Genomic DNA, 23,740 nt, shown 5'->3' with positions numbered 1-23,740 from the left:
CGCCATGAAGAAGCAGAACGGCGTCCTCGCCGACGACCGGGACATCGCCGTCATCGGCCTGTCCCTGCGGTTGCCCGGCTCGCGCACGCCCGAGGAGTTCTGGAGCCACCTGGCCGAGGGCCGCTCGCTCATCAGCGAGGTCCCGGAGCGCCGTTGGCGAAAGGAGGACCACCTCGGTCACCCGCGCCGCGAATTCAACAAGACCAACAGTGTCTGGGGCGGCTTCGTCGACGACGCCGACTGCTTCGACGCCGACTTCTTCCAGATCTCCCCGCGCGAGGCGCAGTCCATGGACCCGCAGCAGCGGATGGCCCTGGAGCTGAGCTGGCACGCCCTGGAGGACGCCGGCTACCGGGCCGACCGCGTGGCGGGCTCCCGCACCGGCGTCTTCATGGGCGTCTGCCACTGGGACTACGCCGAGTTGATGGAGCAGGAAGTCGAGGAGATCGACGCCTACTACCCGACCGGCGCCGCGTACGCGATCATCGCCAACCGGGTCTCCCACCACTTCGACTTCCGCGGACCGAGCGTCGTCAACGACACGGCCTGCGCGGGCTCGCTGGTGGCCGTGCAGCAGGCGGTGCAGGCCCTCCAGGCCGGCGACTGCGACCTCGCGCTCGGCGGCGGCGTCAATCTGACCTGGTCTCCGCGGCACTTCATCGCCTTCGCCAAGGCGGGCATGCTCTCGCCCGACGGCCTGTGCCGGGCGTTCGACGCGCATGCCAACGGCTATGTGCGCGGCGAGGGCGGCGGCATCGTTCTGCTGAAGCGGGCCGCGGACGCCCGCCGCGACGGCGACGCCGTGCACGCCGTGATCAAGGGCATCGGCAGCAACCACGGCGGGCGCACCAGTTCGCTGACCGTGACCAACCCGGCCGCACAGGCCGAACTGATCGCGGGTGTCTACCGCAAGGCCGGCATCGCACCCGAGACCGTCACCTACGTGGAGACCCACGGCCCCGGCACACCGGTCGGGGACCCCATCGAGGTCCGCGGCCTCAAGCAGGCCTTCGCCGACCTGGGCGCGGACCGGCCCGGGGAGGCTCCGGCCCACCGGTGCGGCATCGGCTCCGTGAAGACCAACATCGGCCACCTGGAAGGTGCCGCCGGCATCGCGGGCATGCTCAAGGTCATCCTCGCCATGCGCCACCGCAAGCTGCCCGCGACGGTCAACTTCCAGAAGCTCAACCCCCTCATCGACCTGGACGGCAGCCCGCTGTACGTCCTCGACCGCCTCACCGACTGGAACGCCGAAGGGTCCGCACCGCTGCGCGCGGGCGTCAGCTCCTTCGGATTCGGCGGGACCAACGCCCACGTCCTGCTGGAATCCGCGGAGCCGGTGGCCGCCACCGAGGACGCCGGCGAACAGTGGCTGCCGGTGTCCGCCATGGACGAGGACCGGCTTCGCGAGACGTGCGCCCGGCTCGCCCGCTGGGTCCGGACCCGGATCGAGCAGAACGATGCTCCGTCCCTGACCGATGCCGCCCGCACGCTGCGCGAAGGCCGGGTGTCCCTGCGCGAGCGCGTGGTGTTCCGCGCAAGCGGCATCGAGGAGTGGGCGGCACAGCTGGAGAGCGTCGCCGCGGGGGACGGCGCGCCCGCGGACTGCCCGCGCGGACGGGCCGGAACCGAAGTCCCCGACGGCCTGGACGCGGACGACCTGACGGCCTTGGCCGAGCGCTGGCTGGAGAAGGGCCGGTGGGACAAGTTCGCGGCCGCCTGGGCCCAGGGCCTGCCCGTGGACTGGGCGCAGTGGCCCGAGCGCGGCCGCCGCGTGCACGTGCCCGGCTACGCGTTCGCCCGCACGCCGCACTGGTTCCGGACGACCCGGAACGAGACGACCGGAAGGCCGGAGCGCGACGCGACCCACACCGCTCCCGCCCCGCTCGGCGACGGCACGCCGGACGGCGACAGCTGGACCTTCCCCCTGCACTTCGACGCCACACAGGGATTCGTCCGCGACCACCGCGTCAACGGCGCACGGATCGTCCCGGGCGTGGTGGCCCTGGAACTCGTCACCGCGGCAGCCGAACGGGCCGCCGTCGCAGGTCCCCGGGCCGGGCTGACGCCCCGCATCCGCAACGCGGTATGGGTCCGCCCGCTGCTCGTCGGCGACACCGCGCTCTCCCCGCAGCTCCGCCTGACCCCCGCCGCCGACGGCTACGACTACGCGATCACCGACGACCACGGCATGCAGTACACCAGCGGCCGGATCGAGTACGGCGAGGCCGCCGCGGCCGAGAAGACGGACCCGGGCGCGCTGCGCGAGCGCTTCCCCCAGCCCGTCGACGTCGCCGAGGGTTACGCCGCGCTGCGGTCCAGCGGCATCGAGCACGGCCCCGCCCTGCGCGGGCTGCATGCCCTGCACCGTGGTCCGGACGGCGTGCTGGCCGAGCTGCGGCTGCCCGCGGGCACCCCGGACGGCATGGCGCTGCAGCCCGCGATCCTCGACAGCGCCCTCCTCGCGGCCCTGGCCCTCGGCTCGGCCGACGGCGGCTGGCGCAGGCCCGCCGCCCCCGTGGTGCCGTTCGCGCTGGACCGGCTCACCGTGCACGCGGCGACGACCTCGACGATGTGGGCGTGGCTGCGGCCGGACGGCAGCGGCACGGCAGGCGGCATGGCCAGAGCCGACATCGATCTGTTCGACGGCAACGGTCGGCTGTGCGTGCGCTTGGCCGGCTACACGTCGAGGGAACTGCCCACCGCGGAACCGGCAGCAGTCCAAGCCCCGGACGGGGAGCTCCTGGAGGTCACCGGTGTCTGGGAGGAGGCCCCTGCCCCGGCCCCCGCAGCCGGTCGGGCCACCCCGGTCGGCCCGGTGACGGTGCTCAACGCCGCACTGGACGGCGACCTCGCAGCGGCGAGCGCCGCGCGGCTGGGCATGGACATCCGGCAGCTGGCCGTTCCCGCGGATGCCGCCGCCACCGATGCCGTCGCCATGAAGGCGGCGTTCGAGGCCTGCTACCCGCAGGTCCAGGATTTGCTCGGCCAGGGACGGCACGTGCTCGTCGTCGCCCCGGGCGCCCCGGACTCGCCGGTCCACGCCCCACTCGCGGCGCTGCTGAAGACCGCACAGCAGGAGAATCCGTCCTTCAGGGGGAGGCTGGTGCTCCTCGACGGCCATGACCCCCGCGACGCCGACCGCTTCGAGCGTGTCGTCAGCGCGGAGGCGGGCGCCGGAGACGACACCGAAGTCGCCTACGACGCCCAGGACCGCCGACTGGGGCACGGCTTCGTGGAACTGCCCCAGGGCGAGGCGGGGGAGAGCCTGCTGCGCGACGGTGGCGTCTACTGGATCACCGGGGGCGCCGGCGGACTCGGCCTGCTGCTCGCCGAGCGGCTCTGCGAGCGCCGCCGCGCCACGGTCGTCGTCAGCGGCCGCTCGGCGGACAGCCGGGCCATCGAGGCCCTGCGGGCCCGGCTGTCCCACGGCGAGGTGGCGTACCGCCGCACGGACGTCACGGACGCGGCCGCCGTACGGGACGCGGTCGCGGACATCCGCGCGCTGTACGGACGGCTCGACGGCGTGTTCCACGCGGCCGGCGTCCTCGACGACGGCTACCTCGCGAGCAAGCCCCTCGCGGGTACCGCCGCCGTACTCGCGCCCAAGGTGGACGGCGCCGCGCACATCGACGACGCGACGCGCGCCCACGGCCTGGACTTCCTCATGCTGTTCGGCTCCGTGGCGGGCGCCTTCGGCAACGCCGCGCAGGCCGACTACGCCGCCGCCAACGCCTTCCTCGACGCGTTCGCCGCACGACGGCAGGCCGCCGGCAGCGTGACCCGTTCCGTCGACTGGCCGCTGTGGGCCGACGGCGGCATGCGCGTGGACGACGCCAGCCTCGCCTACCTGCGCAAGCGCACCGGGACCGTGCCACTGCCGAGCGAGACCGGCCTGGACGCCCTGGAGCGCGCACTGCACTCCGCCGCGCCGGTCCGCCGCGTGGTGCTCTTCGGGGAGCGGTCCAAGCTGCGCGGGTACGCGGGCCTGGACCGCGTCGCGACGCCGGAGCCGCGCACGTCCGGGGTGCGGCGGAACACGGCCGCGCCGGCCGTCCTGGAGGAGAGCGAACTCGTCGCCCGTACACAGGACCTGCTGCGGAACCTGTTCGCCGAGGTGACCCTGCAGGACGCGGAGCACATCCTGGCCGAGGAGAAGCTGGAGACCTACGGCATCGAATCGATCTCCATCGTCGAGCTGACCAGCAAGCTGGAGGACACCTTCGGGTCGCTGCCCAAGACGCTCTTCTTCGAGTACGTCGATCTGCAGGGCGTGGCCGGCTACTTCGTCGCCGAGCACCGCGACCGGCTCCTCGAACTCTTCGCTCCCGAAGCACCCGCGCCCGAGGAGCCCGCCCGGGAGAGTCCTGCCGTCGAGGAGCCGCCCGCGACCGCGCCCACCCCGGCCGTCCGGCCGTCCGTGGAGACCGCCGGGCGCGCCCTCCCGGCCTGGGCCGATCCGGAGCGCCACGACATCGCGGTCATCGGTATGGCGGGCCGGTACCCGGGCGCCGACACCCTGGAGGAGTTCTGGGAGCTGCTCAGCGAGGGCCGGCACAGCTTCGAGCCCGTCCCGGAATCGCGGTGGCGGCACAGCGACATCTACTTCGACGAGCGTGACGTCGACGGCAAGACCGTCGTCAAGACCGGCACCTTCCTGCGGGACGTCGAGGCGTTCGATCCGCGCTACTTCAACATCTCCCAGCGCGACGCCGAGTTGCTGTCCCCGGAGGTCCGGCTGTTCCTGCAGGCGGGCGTGGTGGCCCTGGAGGACGCGGGCTACTCACGTGAGACGCTGCGGCGCCGCTACGACGGCGACGTCGGCGTGCTCGTCGGCTCGATGAACAACAGCTACTCGCTCTACGGCTTCCAGAACATGCTGATGCGCGGCACCGCGACCAGCGGCAGCGAACTCGGCGTGATGGCGAACATGCTGTCCTACCACTACGGCTTCACCGGGCCGTCCGTGTTCCTCGACACCATGTGCTCCTCGGCGTCGGCGTGCGTGCACCAGGCGGTGCGTATGCTGCGCAGCGGCGAGTGCCGCATGACCGTCGTCGGCGGCATCAATCTGATGCTGCACCCGTTCGACCTCATCGCGACCTCGCAGGCGCACTTCACCACCAAGTCGGCCGACGTCGTGCGCAGTTACGGCCTCGGCGCCGACGGCACGATCCTGGGCGAAGGCGTGGGCACCCTCGTGCTCAAGCCGCTGGCCGACGCCGTCGCCGACGGCGACCACATCTACGGCGTGATCAAGGGCAGCGGCATGACCAACGCCGGGGTCCGCAACGGCTTCACGGTGCCGAGCCCGCAGCAGCAGGCCCGCGCCATCGAGAAGGCGCTCGACGACGCCGCCGTGGACGCACGCACGATCAGCTACCTGGAGGGTCACGGCTCGGCAACCTCCCTCGGCGACCCCATCGAGATCAAGGGCGCCGCCCTCGCCTTCGGCCGGGACACCCAGGACCTGGGGTTCTGCGCGCTGGGCTCGGTCAAGTCCAACGTGGCGCACCTGCTGTCCGGATCCGGCATGGCCGGCCTGACCAAGGTGCTGCTGCAGCTCAAGCACCGCACGCTGGCGCCCTCGCTGCACGCGGGGACGCTCAGCTCGGCGATCGACTTCGAGAAGACCCCGTTCGTGGTGCAGCGCCACCGCGACACCTGGCGGCGCCCCGTGGTCGGCGGCGAGGAGGCGCCGCGCCGGGCAGGCGTCACGTCCATCGGCGCGGGCGGCATCAACGTGCACATCGTCGTCGAGGAGTACGACGGCCAGGTCGTCGCCGCACCGGACAGCGGTCGCCCGCGGCTGCTGGTGTTCTCCGCCATGACGCCCCAGGCCCTGCGGACGGTGCTGCGCGCCGTGCACGAGCACGTGAAGGAGAAGGCGCCGGGCCTGGACGCCCTCGCGTACACCCTGCAGACCGGCAAGAACGAACTGCCGTGCCGGCTGGCCTTCGTCGCGGACGACATCGCGGACGCGGAAGCCCGCCTGGCCCGGCTGTCCGCGGTGGACTGGACGGCGGAGTCACCCGGCGTGCCCGCAGGCGTGCACTTCACGGCGAGCACGCTGCGGCGCCGGCGCACCGCCGACGCGGCGACCGTCGGACAGGCGCTGCGTGACGGGAAGCAGGCGGAACTGGCGCAGCACTGGGCGGACGGCGCGAGCGTCGACTGGGACCTGCTGTGGCCGGCGGGAAGCCGCCCGGCCAAGGCGTCGCTGCCCGCCTACCCCTTCGAGAAGGTGCGCTGCTGGTACCCCGAGCACGATGACGCGCCCAGCGTGCTGCGGCCGCTCGCCTTCGCCCGGCGCGCGCACCCCTGGGTCGGCGTCAACGCCTCGGACCTGGGCGGTGTGCGCTACACCCTCCGGCTGCGCGGCGACGAACTCCTCGACTACGTCTACACCGTGGGACGCAAGCGCCGTTACGCCACCGTGGCGCTGCTGGACGCGGCGCTGGCGTTCGCGCGGCTCGCCGGGCTGGAGGGGCCGCTGCGGTTGCGGAACGCGCAGTGGGCCGCACTCCCGTCGCCCGCGGACACCCCCGAGACGTTCACCTGGCAGCTCGGCACGTCCGGCGACGGCGTGCATCGCGTCGAGCTGTGGCACGCCGAGGAGGCCACGCTCCGGTTCGCCGCCGACGTCGTACCGTCCGCGGCTGCCGAAGACGCATCGATGCCGCAGATGCGCAGCGCGCCCGCGACCCTCGACCGGGACGGCTTCTACGCCGCGCTCGGCGCCGCGGGCCTCGACGCCCGGCCGTACGCGCGCAGCGTCGAAGGGGTCACCGAACTCGACGCCCACCGGCTGCTCGTACGGGTCGCCGAACCGGCCCTGTGCCAGGACCCGCACAAGCAGCACGTGCATCTCCCGGCCTGGGTGCTCGCCGGGCTGACCCAGGGTGTTCAGCACGCGTGGGACCGGGCCGACGCCGCCGTGGTGCGGGTCGGATCCGTGCAGGGCGAGCAGTGGGAGCGCACCCGGGCGATCGTGCTGGCGCGGACGTCCGACGCCGTCTTCCACGCGGCTTTCCTCGACGAGGACGGCCGCGTGCTGGGCCGGGTCGAGGACGCCGAGTTCACCGCGGGGGACCTCGATCCGGCACTCCCTGGCGAAGCCGGACGGGCAGTCGTGGCACTGCCGCAGGCGTCGCTCCCGGTGCCGCGGACGCCGGCCGGTACGGGGGAGCGGCAGCAGTCGGAGACCGAGCCGTCAGTGACCGTTCCGGCGGTCGCGGACGGGGCGGCGGCGCTCGTCGCATCGCTGCGCGAGACCGTCGCCGACCTGCTCAAGTTCGACCTGGCCGACATCGACCTCGACACGCACTTCCACGCGTACGGCTTCGAATCCATCGCGCTGGCCAAACTGGCCTCGGAACTCAACGGCATCCTCGGCACGGACCTCACCCCCGCCGTCTTCTTCGAGTGCTCCGACATCCGCAGCCTCGCCGAGTACCTGCTCGACCGCTACGGCCCCGAGCTGAGCCTCCCCACGACCGCCGACGCACCCGCGCCGGTCGCCGCCCCCCGGCCGTCCCCGGTGCCGACGCCGGCACCCGGGCCGGACGACGACGCGGTGGCCATCGTCGGCGCTGCCGGACGGTTCCCCGGCGCGGACGGCCTGGACGCCTTCTGGCAGCAGCTCCGCGCGGGCGAGGACCTGATCGCCGACTACCCCGGCGACCGCTTCGACGGCGGCCCCTACGCGGACGTCGTCGCGCGGGCGGACTTCCCGAAGTTCGCCGGCCGGATCGAGGGCGTGGACCGCTTCGACGCGGACTTCTTCCACCTGTCGCGGCTGGAGGCGGAGCTGATGGACCCGCAGCACCGGCTGGCCCTGGAGACCGTATGGGCCGCGCTGGAGAACGCCGGCTACGCCCCGGCGCGCCTCCCCGAGAACACCGGGGTCCACTTCGGCGTCTCCGGCAGCGACTACCACCACCTGCTCAACGCCAGTGGCGTGGCACCCGACGGCTTCACCGCCACCGGCAACGCCCACTCGATGCTGGCCAACCGGATCTCGTACGTCCTGGACGTGCACGGGCCGAGCGAACCCGTCGACACGGCCTGCTCCAGCTCGCTCGTCGCGCTGCACCGCGCCGTCGAGAACATCCGGTCGGGCCGATGCGAGATGGCCATCGCGGGCGGTGTCAACCTGCTGCTGAGCGTGGACACCTTCGCCGCGACGCACATGGCGGGCATGCTCAGCCCCGACGGCCGCTGCAAGACCTTCGCCGCCGGCGCGGACGGCTACGTCCGCTCCGAGGGCGTCGCCGCGGTGCTGCTCAAGCCGCTCGCCCAGGCGCAGCGGGACGGCGACGCCATCTGGGGCGTCATCCGAGGCAGCGCCGAGAACCACGGCGGCCGCGCCGGTTCGCTGACCGCCCCCAACGGCAAGGCGCAGGCCGCCCTGATCCAGGACGCCATGCGCGGCATCGACCCGGACAGCGTCGGCTACGTCGAGGCGCACGGCACGGGCACCGGCCTGGGCGACCCGGTCGAGGTCAACGCCCTCGACAGCGCCTACCGCGCCCTGCGCACCGCCGAGGGCAGGCCGCCGCACGCGGCCCGGCCGTGCGCGCTCGGCTCGGTGAAGACCAACATCGGCCACGCGGAGTCGGCCGCGGGCCTGGCCGGAGTGCTGAAGGTGCTGCTCGCCATGCGGCACCGCGAGCTGCCGCCGACCCTGCACTGTGACCGGCTCAACCCGCACCTGCCGCTCGACGGCGGATTCGAGGTCGTACGCGAACTGCGCCGCTGGGAACCGTGCACCGACGCCACCGGGCGGCCGTGGCCCCTGCGGGCCGGAGTAAGCAGTTTCGGCTTCGGCGGCGCCAACGCCCATGTCGTCCTCGAAGCACCGCCCGCACCGCCCGCACCGGCGGAGCCGGCCCGCCCGACCGTCCCCCAGGCCATCGTGCTGTCCGCCCGCGACGGCGCCCGGCTGCGTGCCACGGCCGGACGACTGCGGGACTTCCTCGACCGGGCGCGCCGCGACGGACACGCTCCGGACCTGGCGGACCTGGCGTTCACCCTCCAGGTGGGCCGGGAGGCCATGGAACGGCGCCTGGGCTTCGTCGTCGGAAGCATGGACGACGTGCTCGGCACGCTGGACCGGTTCCTCGCGGGCGACGAGCCCTCCGGCTGGCACACCGGCGGCCTCAGGCGGTCGCGTGGCGCCGGAGTGCGGCGCACGCCGGAGCAGGCCCCCGAGGTGACCCGGGCCCTCCAGGACGGACGGCTCGACCGGGTGACGGCCCTGTGGTGCGACGGAGCCCCGGTCGACTGGCCGGCGATGCATCCGGCAGGCGAGCGCCGCACCGTGCGGCTGCCCGCGTACCCCTTCGCCGGCGACCGCTACTGGGTGCCCGAGGGCGGCACAGCCCCGGTCCCGCCGCCCCCGGCACCCGTCCAACCCCCCGCGGCCGAGCCCGCGTTCGAGACCGATGCCCGAGCGGCGCTGCTCGACGCGGTCCTCGACGGCCGTGCCGGCCCGGACGCCCTGAACAGGATCTGACGCTTCCCCCTGCCTCCTCCCTGGACCGGGTGGCCCGGCCGCCCCGTGACCTGGAACGGAATGAACGTGAGCAGAAACATCCTTCGTGTGCCGGCATGGCGCGACGCACCGGCGCGAGGGCGCACCGCGCCCCCCGGAAACCGGCGGCTGGTCGTGCTGTGCGACACCCCCGACGCGGACGTGACCGACCTGCGCCGGCACCTGCCCGGCGTGTCCGTCGCCCGCGTGGACAGCTGTGGCGACGGGCCCGCTGCCGCCTACGAGCACGCGGCGACCCTGCTGCTCGGCGAGCTCCAGCGGCTGCTGAACCAGCCGGCCGGCGGCCCCCGTTCCGTGCAGGTCGTGTGCCAGGAGGGGACTCCGTACGGCTACGCCGGTCTGATCGGCATGCTGCGCACCGCCGCGCAGGAGGACCCGGCGCTGCACGGCCAGCTGATCGAGTTCACGCAGCGGCCGTCGGGCGAGGAGCTCGCCGGCGTGCTGCGGGCGGAGTCCGGGCAGGCGGAGGACCACGTGCGCTACACCGGCGGCCGCCGCCAGGTCCGCGCCTGGGCGGCGGCCCCGCGTGCGGCGGCACCCCCGCCGGCGTGGAAGGCCGACGGCGTCTACCTGATCAGCGGGGGAGCGGGCGGCGTCGGCCGGCTGGTCGCCGCCGACATCGCACGGCACGCCCCCGGCGCCCGGGTCGTCCTGTGCGGACGCTCGCCGGCGGCCCTCGGGCCCGGTCAGCCGGGCCCGGGGACCGAGTACCGCCGGGTGGACGTCGCCGACGCCGCCGCCGTGGCGGAGCTCGTCAACTCCCTTGTGCGGACGTACGGCAGGCTCGACGGAGTCGTGCACGCGGCGGGCCTGATCAGCGACGACTACGTGATCCGCAAGTCCCACCAGGACGCCCAGCAGGTGCTGGCGCCGAAGGCCGCCGGGCTGGTGAACCTCGACGAGGCCACCCGCCGCCTGCCGTTGGACTTCCTCGCGGCGTTCTCCTCGGGCGCGGGGACGCTGGGCAACCCCGGGCAGGCCGACTACGCCGCCGCGAACGGGTTCCTCGACGCCTACCTGACCCACCGCGCCGGCCTGGCCGCCGCGGGCGAGCGCCACGGCGCGAGCGTCTCGATCGGCTGGCCGCTGTGGCAGGACGGCGGGATGAGCGTCCCGGCCGAGGACGTGCCCGCGCTCACCGCCCGCTTCGGGCGCCCCCTGGGAACGGACACGGCACTGCGGGCCCTGCACGGCGCACTGGCGCTCGGCACACCACACCTACTGGTCATGGACGAGGAGACCGGAGTGGACGAGGAGAGCGGAGTGGACGAGGAAGGTCCGCAGGAGGCGGAGACGCAGCGGACGGGGCCGGCGGAACTGCGGGCACGCGTGGTGCCCCTGCTGAAGGAGCTGATCGCCGAGACGGTGCGGCTCGACCCCGCCCGGCTGGACGCCGCCGCTCCGCTCGACGGCTTCGGCATCGACTCGCTGGCCGTGACCCGGCTCAACCGCCGGTTCGCGCAGTGGTTCGGCGCCCTGCCCAAGACGGTGCTCTACCAGTACCCGACGCTGAACGACCTGGCCGGGCACCTGGCGGAGCAGCACGCGGACGGCTGCCGCCGCTGGCTCGGCGACGTACCGGACGTGGCCGCCGATCCGGCCGGGACTCCCGCGACGGCGGCCGCGCCGCTGAAGACGCGGCCCCGTCCGGCCGACGCGGACGAGCCGATCGCCATCATCGGCCTGAGCGGGCGCTACCCGGACGCCCCGACCCTGGAGGCGTTCTGGGAGAACCTGCGCGCGGGCCGCGAGAGCGTCCGCGAGGTCCCCGCCGAGCGCTGGTCGCTGGACGGCTTCTTCGAACCGGACCCGCAGCGGGCCGTGCAGCAGGGCGCCAGCTACAGCAAGTGGGGCGCGTTCCTCGACGACTTCGCCCGCTTCGACGCCGCGTTCTTCGGGATCGCGCCGCGCGACGCCGCCGACATGGACCCGCAGGAACGGCTGTTCGTCGAGAGCGCGTGGTCGGTGCTGGAGGACGCGGGCTATACGCGGCAGCGCCTCGCCGAGCAGCACGCCTCGTCGGTCGGCGTCTTCGCCGGGATCACGAAGACCGGCTTCGACCGCCACCGCCCGCCGGCGACGGACGGATTGCCGCCCGCGCCGCGCACGTCCTTCGGATCGCTGGCCAACCGGGTGTCGTACCTGCTGGACCTGCACGGCCCGAGCATGCCGATCGACACCATGTGCTCGTCGTCGCTGACCGCGATTCACGAGGCGTGCGAGCACCTGCGCCACGGCGCGTGCGAGCTGGCCATCGCCGGCGGTGTCAACCTCTACCTGCACCCCTCCTCGTACGTCGAGCTGTGCCGCTCGCGGATGCTCGCCACCGACGGGCACTGCCGCAGCTTCGGCGCCGGCGGCGACGGGTTCCTGCCCGGCGAGGGCGTCGGCACGGTGCTGTTGAAGCCGCTGTCCGCGGCCGAGGCCGACGGCGACCCCATCCACGCGGTGATCGTCGGCTCCGCCATCAACCACGGTGGGCGCACCAACGGTTACACCGTGCCCAACCCGCGCGCGCAGGCCGCGCTGATCCGCGACGCGCTGGACCGCGCCGGCGTGTCCGCGGCCGGCATCGGCTACATCGAGGCGCACGGCACCGGCACCCGGCTCGGCGACCCCGTCGAGATCGACGGCCTGACCCAGGCCTTCGCGCCCGACACCGGGGAGAGCGGTGCGTGCGCCCTCGGCTCGGTCAAGTCGAACATCGGCCACCTGGAGGCCGCCGCGGGTATCGCGGGCCTGACCAAGGCCGTACTGCAGCTGCGGCACGGCGAGTTCGCGCCCACCCTTCATGCCGAGCGGACCAACCCCGACATCGACTTCGCGGCCACGCCGTTCACCCTGCAGACCGGCGGGGCCCCCTGGGCGCGGCCGGCGGACGGCGGCCCGCGGATGGCCGGCATCTCCTCGTTCGGCGCGGGCGGCGCCAACGCCCATGTCATCGTCGCCGAGTACCAGGGCACGACGACGGCACCCGCCCCGTCCGCCCGGCCGGTGCTGCTGCCGCTGTCCGCCCGGACCACCGAGGACCTGCACGCACGGGCCGCCCAACTGTCCGACCTGCTCCGCAACGGCGCCCCCGTGGACCTGCCCGCCGTCGCGGCCACCCTCCAGACCGGCCGCGAGGAGATGGACGAGCGGGTGTGCTTCGTCGCGAGCACACCCAGGGAATGGCTCGACCAGCTCGATGCCTTCCTCGCCGACTCCGAGGCCGAGGGCCCGTGGTCCCGCGGCCGCGTCAGGGCCACCCGCGAGACCCTGGCAGCCCTGGCGGAGAAGGACGAACTGCGCGAACTCGTCGCCCGCTGGCTCAACCGCGGCGACTGGAACGACCTGGCCGCCTTCTGGGCCAAGGGCATGCCGCTCGACTGGACCCGCCTGCACACCGGTGCGGACACGCCCGCACGGGTCCACCTGCCCGCCTACCCCTTCGCCGGACGGCAGTTCTGGTTCGGCCCGGTCGGCAGCGAGCACCCGGCAACAACGCCGGTGGCCGCCCCGCCCCGCGCGACGGCAGCCGGTGCCGCCGACGTCGAGCGCATCCTGCTCGACGCACTGGCAGCGGCCCTGCAGATGCCGGTCGCCGAGATCGAGCGCCGCCGCCCCTTCGCCGACTACGGCCTGGACTCCATCCTCGGCGTGAACCTGGTCCACACGCTCAACACGGCCCTCGGCACCGCGCTGGAGACCACCGATCTGTTCGACCACGGCACCGTCGAGCGCCTGCACGCGTTCCTCGTCGGTACCTACGGTGACGTGCTGCACGCACCGGTCTCCCCGGCAGCCGTCGCCCCGGCGCCGGACGACGACGCCATCGCCGTCGTCGGGATGGCCGCCCGCTACGCCGACGCCGAGGACCCGCGCGCGCTCTGGGACCACCTGATGGCCGGCCACGACCTCGTCGAACCGGTGACCCGCTGGCCGCTCGGCCAGGACGTGACCTGCCGCTCCGGCAGCTTCGTCCGCGGCATCGACCAGTTCGATCCGGTGTTCTTCGCGATCTCCGGCGTCGAGGCCACCACCATGGATCCCCAGCAGCGCATCTTCCTCGAACAGTGCTGGAACGCCCTGGAGGACGCCGGCTACACCGGCGAACGCCTGGCCAACCGCAACTGCGGCGTCTACGCCGGCTGCTACGCCGGCGACTACCACGACCAGCTGGACGCCCGGCCGCCGGCGCAGGCCCTGTGGGGCACCATGGGCTCGGTCGTCGCCTCCCGGATCGCCTACCACCTCGACCTCAAGGGCCCTGCCCTCACCACCGACACCTCCTGCTCCAGCTCACTCGTCTCCCTGCATCTGGCCTGCCGCGACCTGCTCTCCGGCGACGCCGACATGGCGATTTCGGGCGGGGTGTTCATCCAGACCACGCCGCGGCTGTACGAGTCGGCGACGCGCGCGGGCATGCTCTCGCCCAGCGGCCGCTGCCACAGCTTCGACGCCCGCGCCGACGGCTTCGTCCCGGGCGAGGGCGCGGGCGCGGTCGTCCTCAAGCGGCTCGCCGACGCCCGGCGCGATGGCGACCACATCTACGGCGTCGTCCGCGGCTCCGGCATCAACCAGGACGGCACCACCAACGGCATCACCGCGCCGAGCGCGGCCTCGCAGGAACAGCTCCTCCGCGACGTCCACGCCCGCAGCGGCATCGAGCCGGGCGGCATCCAGCTCGTCGAGGCGCACGGCACGGGTACCCAGCTCGGCGACCCGATCGAATTCCGCGCGCTCACCCGCGCGTTCGAGGACGCCCCGGCCGGGAGCGCCGTCCTGGGGTCGATCAAGACCAACATCGGGCACACGCAGTTCGCCGCCGGCATCGCGGGCGTCATCAAGGCGCTCCTGGCCCTGGAGCACCGGCAGATCCCGCCGTCGCTCCACTTCCTTGAGGCCAACCGGGGCGTCGTGCTCGACGGCAGCCCGTTCACCGTCACCACCGCCCCGCAGCCCTGGACGGCGCCTGCCCGCGGCCCGCGCCGGGCGGCCGTGAGTTCCTTCGGGGCCAGCGGCACCAACGCGCACGTGGTGCTGGAGGAGCACCTGGCCCCCCGGACGACCGGTGCGGACGGGGAACACGCCTATCTGCTGTCGGCCCGCACACCGGCCGCTCTCCGTGCCGTCGCCGAACGGCTGCTCGCCCACCTCGACCGCGAACCCGGTCTGCCCGCCGACGCCGTCGCCTTCAGCCTGGCCGCGGGACGCAGCCACTTCGCGCACCGGCTGGCCGTCGTCGCCGCCGGCCTGCCCGACCTGGCGGCACGTCTGCGCTCCTGGCTGTCCGGCACCGCCGGTGACACGGTGCTGCAGGGGGAGACCGCCGCGGACCCCCGCCGCGTCGGCGGTGTGCGCGCGCTGGCCCCGGCCGCGCTGGCCGCGGCGTACGTACGGGGCGAGGCCGACCGGTTCGCCGACAGCTTCGCCTCCGTCTCGCGCCGCCAGGTGCCGCTGCCGACCTACCCGTTCGAGCGGCAGCGCTACTGGACCGACACGACCGACACGACCGACACCGGGGAAAGCCAGGGGCGCGAGGACACGGACGAGGCCGCGTACCGCCTCCGGCTCGGCGGCGAGGAGTTCTTCCTGGCCGACCACCACGTCAACGGCCGGGCCGTGCTGCCCGGCGTGCTCTCGCTGGAGGTCGCACGCCGTGCCGTGACCGGCAGTTCCTTCGCGCCGGTCGGTCTGCGCGACGTCGTATGGCCGGAGCCGTTCCCCGTCGGGGACGGCGGCGCCGAACTACGGGTCGATCGGGACGGCGGTGCCTTCCGCGTCCTGCGCGACGGCTCGGCCGTGCACGCCCAGGGCCGGATCGCCACGCCCGGCCGGCCCGTACCCACGTCGTTGGACGCCCTGCGAGCCCGCTGCGGCCGCCGCACCCTGTCGCGGAGCCAGTGCCGTGCGGCCCTCGACGCCGTCGGCATCCGGCACGGAGACCGCCTGCGCGCCATCGACTCACTGGCCGTCGGTGACGGCGAGGTCCTGGCCCGGCTCGTCCTGCCCGACGGCGCCCGCGACGGCGCGTTCGCGCTGCACCCCGCGATGCTCGACAGCGCCGTCCAGGCCGTCGTCGGCCTCTACGGCGACGCCACCGGCACGCTCGGCGATCAACGCGGCGCGCCCGCACTGCCCTTCGCCCTGGACGCCGCCGACTTCTTCGCCCCCACCACCGAACGCATGTGGGCCCACCTGCGCCACACCGAGGGCTACACCCCCTCGGCCGACCGGGACGTGACGAAAGTGGACATCGACGTGTACGACGACGACGGACAGCTGACCGCGAGCCTGCGCGGCTACGCGTTCCGCCGCATGACCGCCCCGTCCGGCGCGGCCCCGCGTGCCACGCTGCTGGCACCGGTGTGGGACGCCCTGCCCGTCGCGCCCGCCGCGCCGTGGCCCCACCCGCGGACCCGCGTCGTGCTGCTGGGCGGCACCCCCGAGGAACGGGACGGGCTCCGCCGCCGCTACCCCGACGCCACCGTCTTGGACGCCCACGCCGACGAACCGGTCGACCGGCTGGCCGCGCGGCTGCCCGCCGGCACCGAGCACGTCTTCTGGCTCGCCCCGACCGGCCCCACCGGCGCCCCGGCCGCCGCCCGGAACGACGGCACAATCGCCGTATTCCGTCTGGTCAAGGCGCTCTTGGCCGACGGCGCGGACGCCCGTGAAATGGGCCTGACGCTCGTCACCCGGCAGGCCCGCCTGCTCCCGGGCGACACCGGTGCCGACCCCGCCCACGCCGGTGTGCACGGCCTCGCCGGCACCCTGGCCAAGGAGTACCCGCACTGGCGGATCCGCGTCGCCGACGTCGAGGCGGACGCCGCCGTGCCCTGGCCGGCTCTGCTGGCGCTGCCCACCGACCCCCGCGGCGAGACCCTGGCCCACCGGCACGGCGAGTGGTACCGCCTGCGCCTGCTGGAGACGGACGGGGCCGGGGCCGCGGCCGCCCCGCGCGAGCCCGGCGGCGTGATCGTGGCCATCGGCGGCGCCGGCGGCATCGGCACCGTGTGGACCGAGCACATGATGCGCCGTCACGGCGCCCGGGTCGTGTGGATCGGACGCCGCCCGCTGGACGCCGCCATCGCCGCTCAGCAGGAGGCCCTGGCAGCCCACGGCCCCAAGCCGGACTACGTGCAGGCCGACGCGACCGACCCCGACGCCCTGCGCCGCGCCTGCGACGAGGTCGTGCGGCGGCACGGGCCCGTGCGCGGCGTCCTGCACACCGCGATCGTGCTCGGCGACCAGACCCTCGCCCGGATGGACGAGGACAGGTTCCGCACGACCTACGCCGCCAAGGCAGACATCGCCGCGAACCTCGCCGACGCCTTCGCCGGCCAGCCGCTGGACTTCGTCGCGTTCTTCTCCTCCATGCAGGCATTCTTCAAGGCCCCCGGCCAGGCCAACTACGCGGCGGGCTGCACCTTCGCCGACGCCTACGCCGAGCACCTGTCCACCCGGCTCGACTGCCCGGTCAAGGTCATGAACTGGGGATACTGGGCCGGCGTCGGCGTCGTCACCGCCGACGGCTACCGGCAGCGTATGGCACAGCTGGGCCTGGGCTCGATCGAACCGGACGAGGGCATGGCCGCCTTCGACACCCTGCTGGCCTCCCCGTACCCGCAGCTCGCACTCCTCAAGGCCACGGACACCCGCAGCATCGACGGCCTCCACGACGACGACGCCCTCACGCACCCGGCCGTCACCACCCCGTCCCTGATCAGCGCCCTGGGCGAGGACTGCCCCGACCGCCGCGCCGAGATCGCGCAGCTGCGCGAGAAGGCCGGCGGGCACGCCGGAGCCATGCAGGACGCGCTGGTCCGCATCACCTGGGCGCTGCTGCAGTCCCTGGGCCTGTTCCGCGACGGCCGCGCGGCCACCGCCGCCGAGTGGCGCGCCGTCGGCGGCATCGAGGACCGCTACGAGCGCTGGACCGAGCACACCCTCGCCGTACTCGCCGACGCGGGCCACCTGCGCCGCGAGGGCGAGGACACGTACTCGGCTCTCGACACCCGTACCGGATCCCTCGACGACGCCTGGGCCGACTGGGACCGGGCGCGGCAGCAGTGGCTGGCCGACGCTGCCAAACGTCCCCAGGCGATCCTCGTCGACACGACGCTGCGGGCCATGACCGGCATCCTCACCGGCCGCCGCCCGGCCACCGACGTGATGTTCCCGAACGCCTCGCTCGAACTTGTCGAGGCCGTGTACAAGAACAACCCCGTCGCCGACTACTTCAACGACGTGCTCGCCGACACCCTCGTCGCCTACCTCGAACGGCGGCTGGCGGACGACCCGTCCGCCCGCCTGCGCATCCTGGAGATCGGCGCCGGCACCGGCGGGACCAGCGCCACGGTCCTCCGCAGGCTGCGGCCGTGGGCCCGGCACATCGAGAAGTACACCTACACCGACATCTCCAAAGCGTTCTTGCTGTACGGGCAGCGGGAGTACGGCGAGATCGCTCCCTACCTGGACACGCGGCTCTTCAACGCCGAGAAGCCGCTGGCAGGCCAGGAGGTGGACCCCGGCGAGTACGACGTCGTGATCGCCACCAACGTGCTGCACGCGACCCGCAACATCCGCAGGACGCTGCGCAACGCCAAGGCCGCCGCGCGCCCGAACGCCCTGCTGCTGCTCAACGAGCTCAGCGACAACATCCTCTTCAGCCACCTCACGTTCGGCCTCCTGGACGGCTGGTGGCTCTACGACGACCCGGCGCCGCGTATCCCCGGTTCACCGGGCCTGGCACCGGAGAGCTGGCGGCGGGTCCTCGGCGAGGTCGGCTTCCGCGCGGCGTTCGTCGCCGCCGAGGGTGCCGACGACCTCGGCCAGCAGGTGATCGTCGCGGAGAGCGACGGCGCGATCCGCCAGCCGCGCCCGGACGGGGAGTCCGCCTTCCGCGGCACCCTCCCCGAGGCCGGGCCGCGGGCCGCCGAGCCTCAACTGCCCGCCCCGACACCGGATCCGGTCGCCGCCGACGGCGCGGGTGACGACGAGCTGCTGGCGGACCTGGCCCGTGACCACTTCCGCACCCTGGTCGCGGACACCCTGCAACTGCCGGTCGCCGACATCCGCGCCGACGTGCCGTTCGACCGCTACGGCATCGACTCGATCCTGGTCGTCCAGCTGACGGAAGCCGTCCGCAAGGGGCTCGACAACGTCGGCAGCACGCTGTTCTTCGAGGTACGCACGGTCGACGGCCTGGTCCGGCACTTCCTGCGCACCCAGCCCGACGCGCTCGCGGCACTGGTCGGCCTGAGCGGCGCGCGGGCAGCGCTCACTGACGAGCAGCTCGCGCACGAGCAGCTCGCGCCGGCCGCCGAGCCGGAGCCGGCCCCCGTCATCGCCGCCGAACCGCCCGGCGCCGAGCAGGGCATGGCCATCGCGATCGTCGGCATGGCGGGCCGCTACCCCGGCGCACCCGACCTGGACACCTTCTGGGCGAATCTGCTCGCCGGCCGGGACAGCATCACCGAGATCCCGGCCGGGCGCTGGGACCACAGCCGCTACTACGACGCACGGCGCGGCGTGCCCGGCAGGACGTACAGCAAGTGGGGCGGCTTCCTCGACGGGATCGACGAGTTCGACCCGCTGTTCTTCGGGATCTCGCCGAAGGCGGCGTCCATGATGGACCCGCAGGAGCGGCTGTTCCTGCAGTGCGCCCACACCACGCTGGAGGACGCCGGCTACACGCGCGGCGCCCTGCGCGCCGCCGCCCGCGCCCGGGTGGCCGAGGACGCCGGCGACATCGGGGTGTTCGCCGGCGCGATGTACTCCGAGTACCAGCTCTACGGCGCCGAGCACGGCGTGCGCGGTGAGCCGGTCGTGGTGCCGGGGAGCCTGGCGTCCATCGCCAACCGCGTCTCGTACTTCCTGGACGCGAGCGGCCCCAGCGTCACCGTCGACACCATGTGCGCCTCGGCGCTGTCCGCGATCCACCTCGCCTGCGCCGCCCTCCAGCGAGGGGAGTGCGGTGTCGCCCTGGCCGGCGGGGTCAACCTGTCGGTGCACCCGGGCAAGTACCTGATGATCGGGGAGGGCCAGTTCGCCTCCAGCGACGGCCGTTGCCGCAGCTTCGGCGAGGGCGGCGACGGCTACGTGCCCGGCGAGGGCGTCGGCGCGGTGCTGCTGCGCCCGCTCGCCGACGCCGTCGCCGACGGCGACCGCATCCTCGGCGTGATCCGCGGCACTGCCGTGAACCACGGCGGCCACACGCACGGATTCACCGTGCCGAACCCGCTCGCGCAGGCGGCGGTCATCCGCAGCGCCTGGCGCCGGGGCGGAGTGGACCCCCGGGACATCGGCTGCATCGAGGCGCACGGCACCGGCACCTCGCTGGGCGACCCGATCGAAATCGCCGGGCTGAACGCGGCCTTCGCCGAGTTCACCGGCGCACGGAACTTCTGCGCCATCGGCTCGGCGAAGTCGAACATCGGCCACCTGGAGTCCGCGGCGGGTATCGCGGGCCTCGCCAAGCTGCTGCTGCAGATGCGGCACGGCACGCTCGTGCCCTCCCTGCACGCCGAACGCGTCAACCCGAACATCGACTTCGCCGACAGCCCCTTCGTCCTGCAGCGCGAAGCCGCCCCCTGGCCGAGGACCGGCACCCGCCCGCGCCTCGGCGGCCTCTCCTCGTTCGGCGCGGGCGGCTCCAACGCCCACGTCGTGGTCGAGGAGTACGTCGAGGAGCACGCCGGGAAGGACCTTGGGCCCGAGGCGCCCGCGCACCGTGGCGAAACCGTCGTCGTGGTGCTGTCCGCCTTCGACGAAGAGCGCCTGCGCGAGTCTGCCGGGCGGCTGCGCGACGCTCTGCGGAAGGAGGGATGGAGCAGCGCGGACCTGCCCGACATCGCCTACACGCTGCAGGTCGGCCGCGAGGCGATGACCGCACGGTTCGCCGTGGTGGCCGGCACACTTCCCGCACTGGTCGACGCGCTGGACGCCTGCGCGCTCGGCAGCACGCTGCCCGCGGGCGCGTACCTCGACGCCGGCGGCGACCGGGGCGGCGCGGTCAAGGACTTCCTCACCGACGAGGACTTCCAGGAGACGGTCGTGCGCTGGGCACGGCGCGGAAAGTCGGCGCCGCTGGCCGAGGCCTGGACCAGCGGCCTGGCCGTCGACTGGGCCCGCCTCCACACCGAGGGACCGAAGCCGCGCAAGGTCGCACTGCCCGGCTACCCGTTCGCCCGGGAGCGCTACTGGTACACCGACGGACTTCCGGAACCCGCGGAAATCCCCGCCACGTTCGGGAACGCCGCACGGCAGCCCGCCGCCCCGACCCCTGCCACGGAGGCCGCTCCTTCGACGACGTCCGCCGTGCCCGCCCCACCCCCTGCCGTGCAGGCAACGCCCGCGACGACGTCCACCGTGCCCGCCCGGCCCGCGCGGCCGGCCGACTCCTACGAGCTTCCCGCGGGCGACCTCACCCTGCACCCCGTCTGGGAGCCTGTCCGGCTGCTGCGCGGCGGCCCTTACCCGTCCGCCGCCTCCCGTGTGGTGGCGATCGGCCTCGAACCGGACGCCCTCGCGGAGCTGACCGCCCGCCGCCCGCAGACCGTGGTGCTGGACACCGCCGCGTCGTCCGCCGAAGAGGTGCGTGACGAACTCGCCGCCCTGGGCGACTTCGACCACGTCGTCATGCAGTTCCCGACCGCAGCCGCCGCGCACGGCGCCGAGGCGCAGATCAGCACGCAGCGCACAGCGATCCGCAGTATGTTCCGCGTCCTCAAGGCACTGGCCCTCACCCGGGACGAGCAGCGGCTCGGACTCACCCTCCTGACCAGCGGCGCGTTCGACGCGGGCGGCTCGGGGACCGCCGACCCGGCGCAGGCGAGCCTGCACGGCCTGCTCGGCGGCCTGGCCAAGGAGCAGCCGCACTGGCGCATCCGCGCGGTCGACCTGGCCGACGGCGAACCGTTCGTCGCCGACGAGGTCTTCGCGCTGCCCGCCGACCGCCGCGCGCACCCGCTGGTCCGGCGCGGCGGCCAGTGGCTGCGCCGTCAGCTCCTGCCGGTGGCCGCCACCGAGCCGCCCGCGGAGCCCGTGCTGCGCCGCGACGGCGTCTATGTGCTCATCGGCGGCGCCGGCGACCTCGGCGTGCTGCTCAGCGAGTACCTCGTACGGCAACACGACGCACACGTCGTATGGGTCGGCCGCCGCGCCGAGGACGAGGACATCCGCGCCAAGGCGGCTCAGGTCGCGGCCGGCGGGCGGAGTCCGGTCTACCTCTCCGCCGACGCCTCCGACCCCGGCGCGCTCGCCCGCATGCGGGACGACGTCGTCCGCCGCTACGGCCGCATCGACGGCGTGGTGCACCTGGCGATGGTGTTCAGCCACACGCCGCTCGCCCGGATGACCGAGCACGAGCTGGAGGCCACCCTCGCGGCCAAGGTCGACCCGTGCGTGCACTTCGCCGACGTCTTCGCCGGGCACGGCCTGGACTTCGTCCTGCTGATCTCCTCGCTGGTGAGCTTCATCCGCAACTCCCACCAGGCGCACTACTCGGCGGCCTGCGCCTTCGAGGACGCGCGCGCCGCCGCCCTGCGCGAGGCGCTGGACTGCCGGGTCAAGGTCGTCAACTGGGGCTACTGGGGCAACGTTCCCGACGAGCTCCTGCGCGACGTGACCTCCATGGGACTGGCCCCGATCGTCCCGGCCACGGCGATGGACGCACTGGAGCGCCTCCTGGCCGGCCCGCTCCACCAGATCGGCTTCATGCGCCTCGGCCGTCCGCTGCCCGTCGAAGGGGTGCTCACCGCGGAGACGCTGACCCCGCAGGCGCACGGTGCGGCGGCCCGCGACGGCGCCGCGGCCCTCGCTCTGCCCACCGGCCTGGCCGCGTACCACGAGAGCCCGGTCCCGGGCGAGATCGACGCGTTCCTGCTCCGCCGCCTCGCCGCCGAGCTGCGCCGGGCGGGTCTGGAGGAGCCGCGCCACGGCCTGGCCGAGTGGAAGGAGCGGCAGGGCGTCGACGCGCGGTTCGACGGCTGGCTCTCGGCCACCCTGCACGCGCTCGCCGAGCACGAACTCATCGATGGCCAGGGCCGCTGGAGCACCGGCGCGCCCACCGCCCGGGACGCCGACGCCTGCCGCGCCGACTGGACCGCGCACACGCCCCGTTGGGCCGGCGCCAACCCCGATCTGCGGGCACCGCTGAACCTGCTGGACCAGACCCTGCCCGCGCTCGCCGACATCCTGTGCGGTCGGGTCCGCGCCACCGATGTGCTCTTCCCCCGGGGAGGTTTCTCCCTCGTCGAAGGCGTCTACCGCGACAACCGCGTGGCCGCGCACTTCAACGCCGTCCTCGCCGAACACGTGGCGGCCTTCCTGCGCGCACGCCGGGACGCCGAACCCGGTGCCCGCCTGCGCCTGTTGGAGATCGGTGCGGGCACCGGCGGAACCACCGGCCCGGTGCTCGACCGCCTCGCCCGCGAAGGGGTCGACCTGGCCGAGTACTGCTTCACCGACCTGTCCCCGGCATTCCTGCAGAACGCCGAGGACACCTTCGGGCCGGGCCGCGACCACCTCACCTACCGCATCTTCGACGCGGCCAGGCCCCCGCACACCCAAGGGCTCGACACCGGCGCCTTCGACGTCGTCATCGCGGCCAACGTGCTGCACGCCACCGACAACATCCGCCCGGCCCTGCGGCACGCCAAGGCGCTGCTGCGCGGCAACGGCCTGCTGGCCCTCAACGAGATCAGCGGCTTCTACCTCGTCAACCACCTCACCTTCGGCCTGCTCGACGGCTGGTGGCTCTACGACGACGCCGAACTGCGCGTGCCCGGCAGCCCCGCGCTGTCGCCGGCGGCCTGGCAGCTCGTACTGGAGCAGGAGGGCTTCACCGGCATCCGCCACCCGGCGCGGGACGCCCTGGCGCTCGGGCAGCAGGTCGTCGTGGCGCACAGCGACGGTCTCGCCCGCAGCCCGCGCCTGCTCTCCGGAACGCCCGAGATGAGCAGCCCTAGCTCCCGGCCGTCGGCGGAGACCGCGGCTCCGGCCCCTGCCTCCGCTTCGGTCCGGACCGTCACGGACGTGGTGCTGGCCGCGCTCGCCGACGCGCTGCGCATGCCCGCCGACCGGATCGGCCCGGACCGGGCGTTCGCCGACTACGGCCTCGACTCCATCGTCGGCGTCCGGTTCGTCCAGCGCCTCAACGAGGAGCTGGGGACCGACCTGCCGACCACGGTCGTCTTC

The 23,740-nt window shown here is 74.0% G+C and carries 2 protein-coding genes (1 of these 2 cut by a window edge); both read left to right on the top strand.

Translation table 11 applies throughout. The annotated features are described in order from the left end of the window. Positions 1 to 4: 4 nt before the first annotated feature. Positions 5 to 9,517, top strand: a complete 9,513-nt coding sequence (locus EST54_RS11215; protein ID WP_129247459.1) for an SDR family NAD(P)-dependent oxidoreductase — start codon at positions 5 to 7, stop codon at positions 9,515 to 9,517. Positions 9,518 to 9,583: 66 nt separating this feature from the next. Further along, positions 9,584 to 23,740, top strand: partial view of an SDR family NAD(P)-dependent oxidoreductase gene (locus EST54_RS11210; protein ID WP_161989274.1) — the 5' portion only. 9,900 nt of this gene lie beyond the right edge of the window; only the first 14,157 of its 24,057 coding nucleotides appear in the window; it begins with the start codon at positions 9,584 to 9,586; its stop codon lies beyond the right edge, outside the window.

This window comes from Streptomyces sioyaensis (genome assembly GCF_004122735.1).
Lineage (GTDB): Bacteria > Actinomycetota > Actinomycetes > Streptomycetales > Streptomycetaceae > Streptomyces > Streptomyces sioyaensis.
Note: the sequence above shows the minus strand (reverse complement) of the source record. Positions and strands in the feature narration are given on the sequence as shown.

Coding starts and splice junctions, on each gene's coding strand:
- EST54_RS11215 (WP_129247459.1), top strand. CDS start 5: ATGAAGAAGCAGAACGGCGTCCTCGCCGACGACCGGGACATCGCCGTC.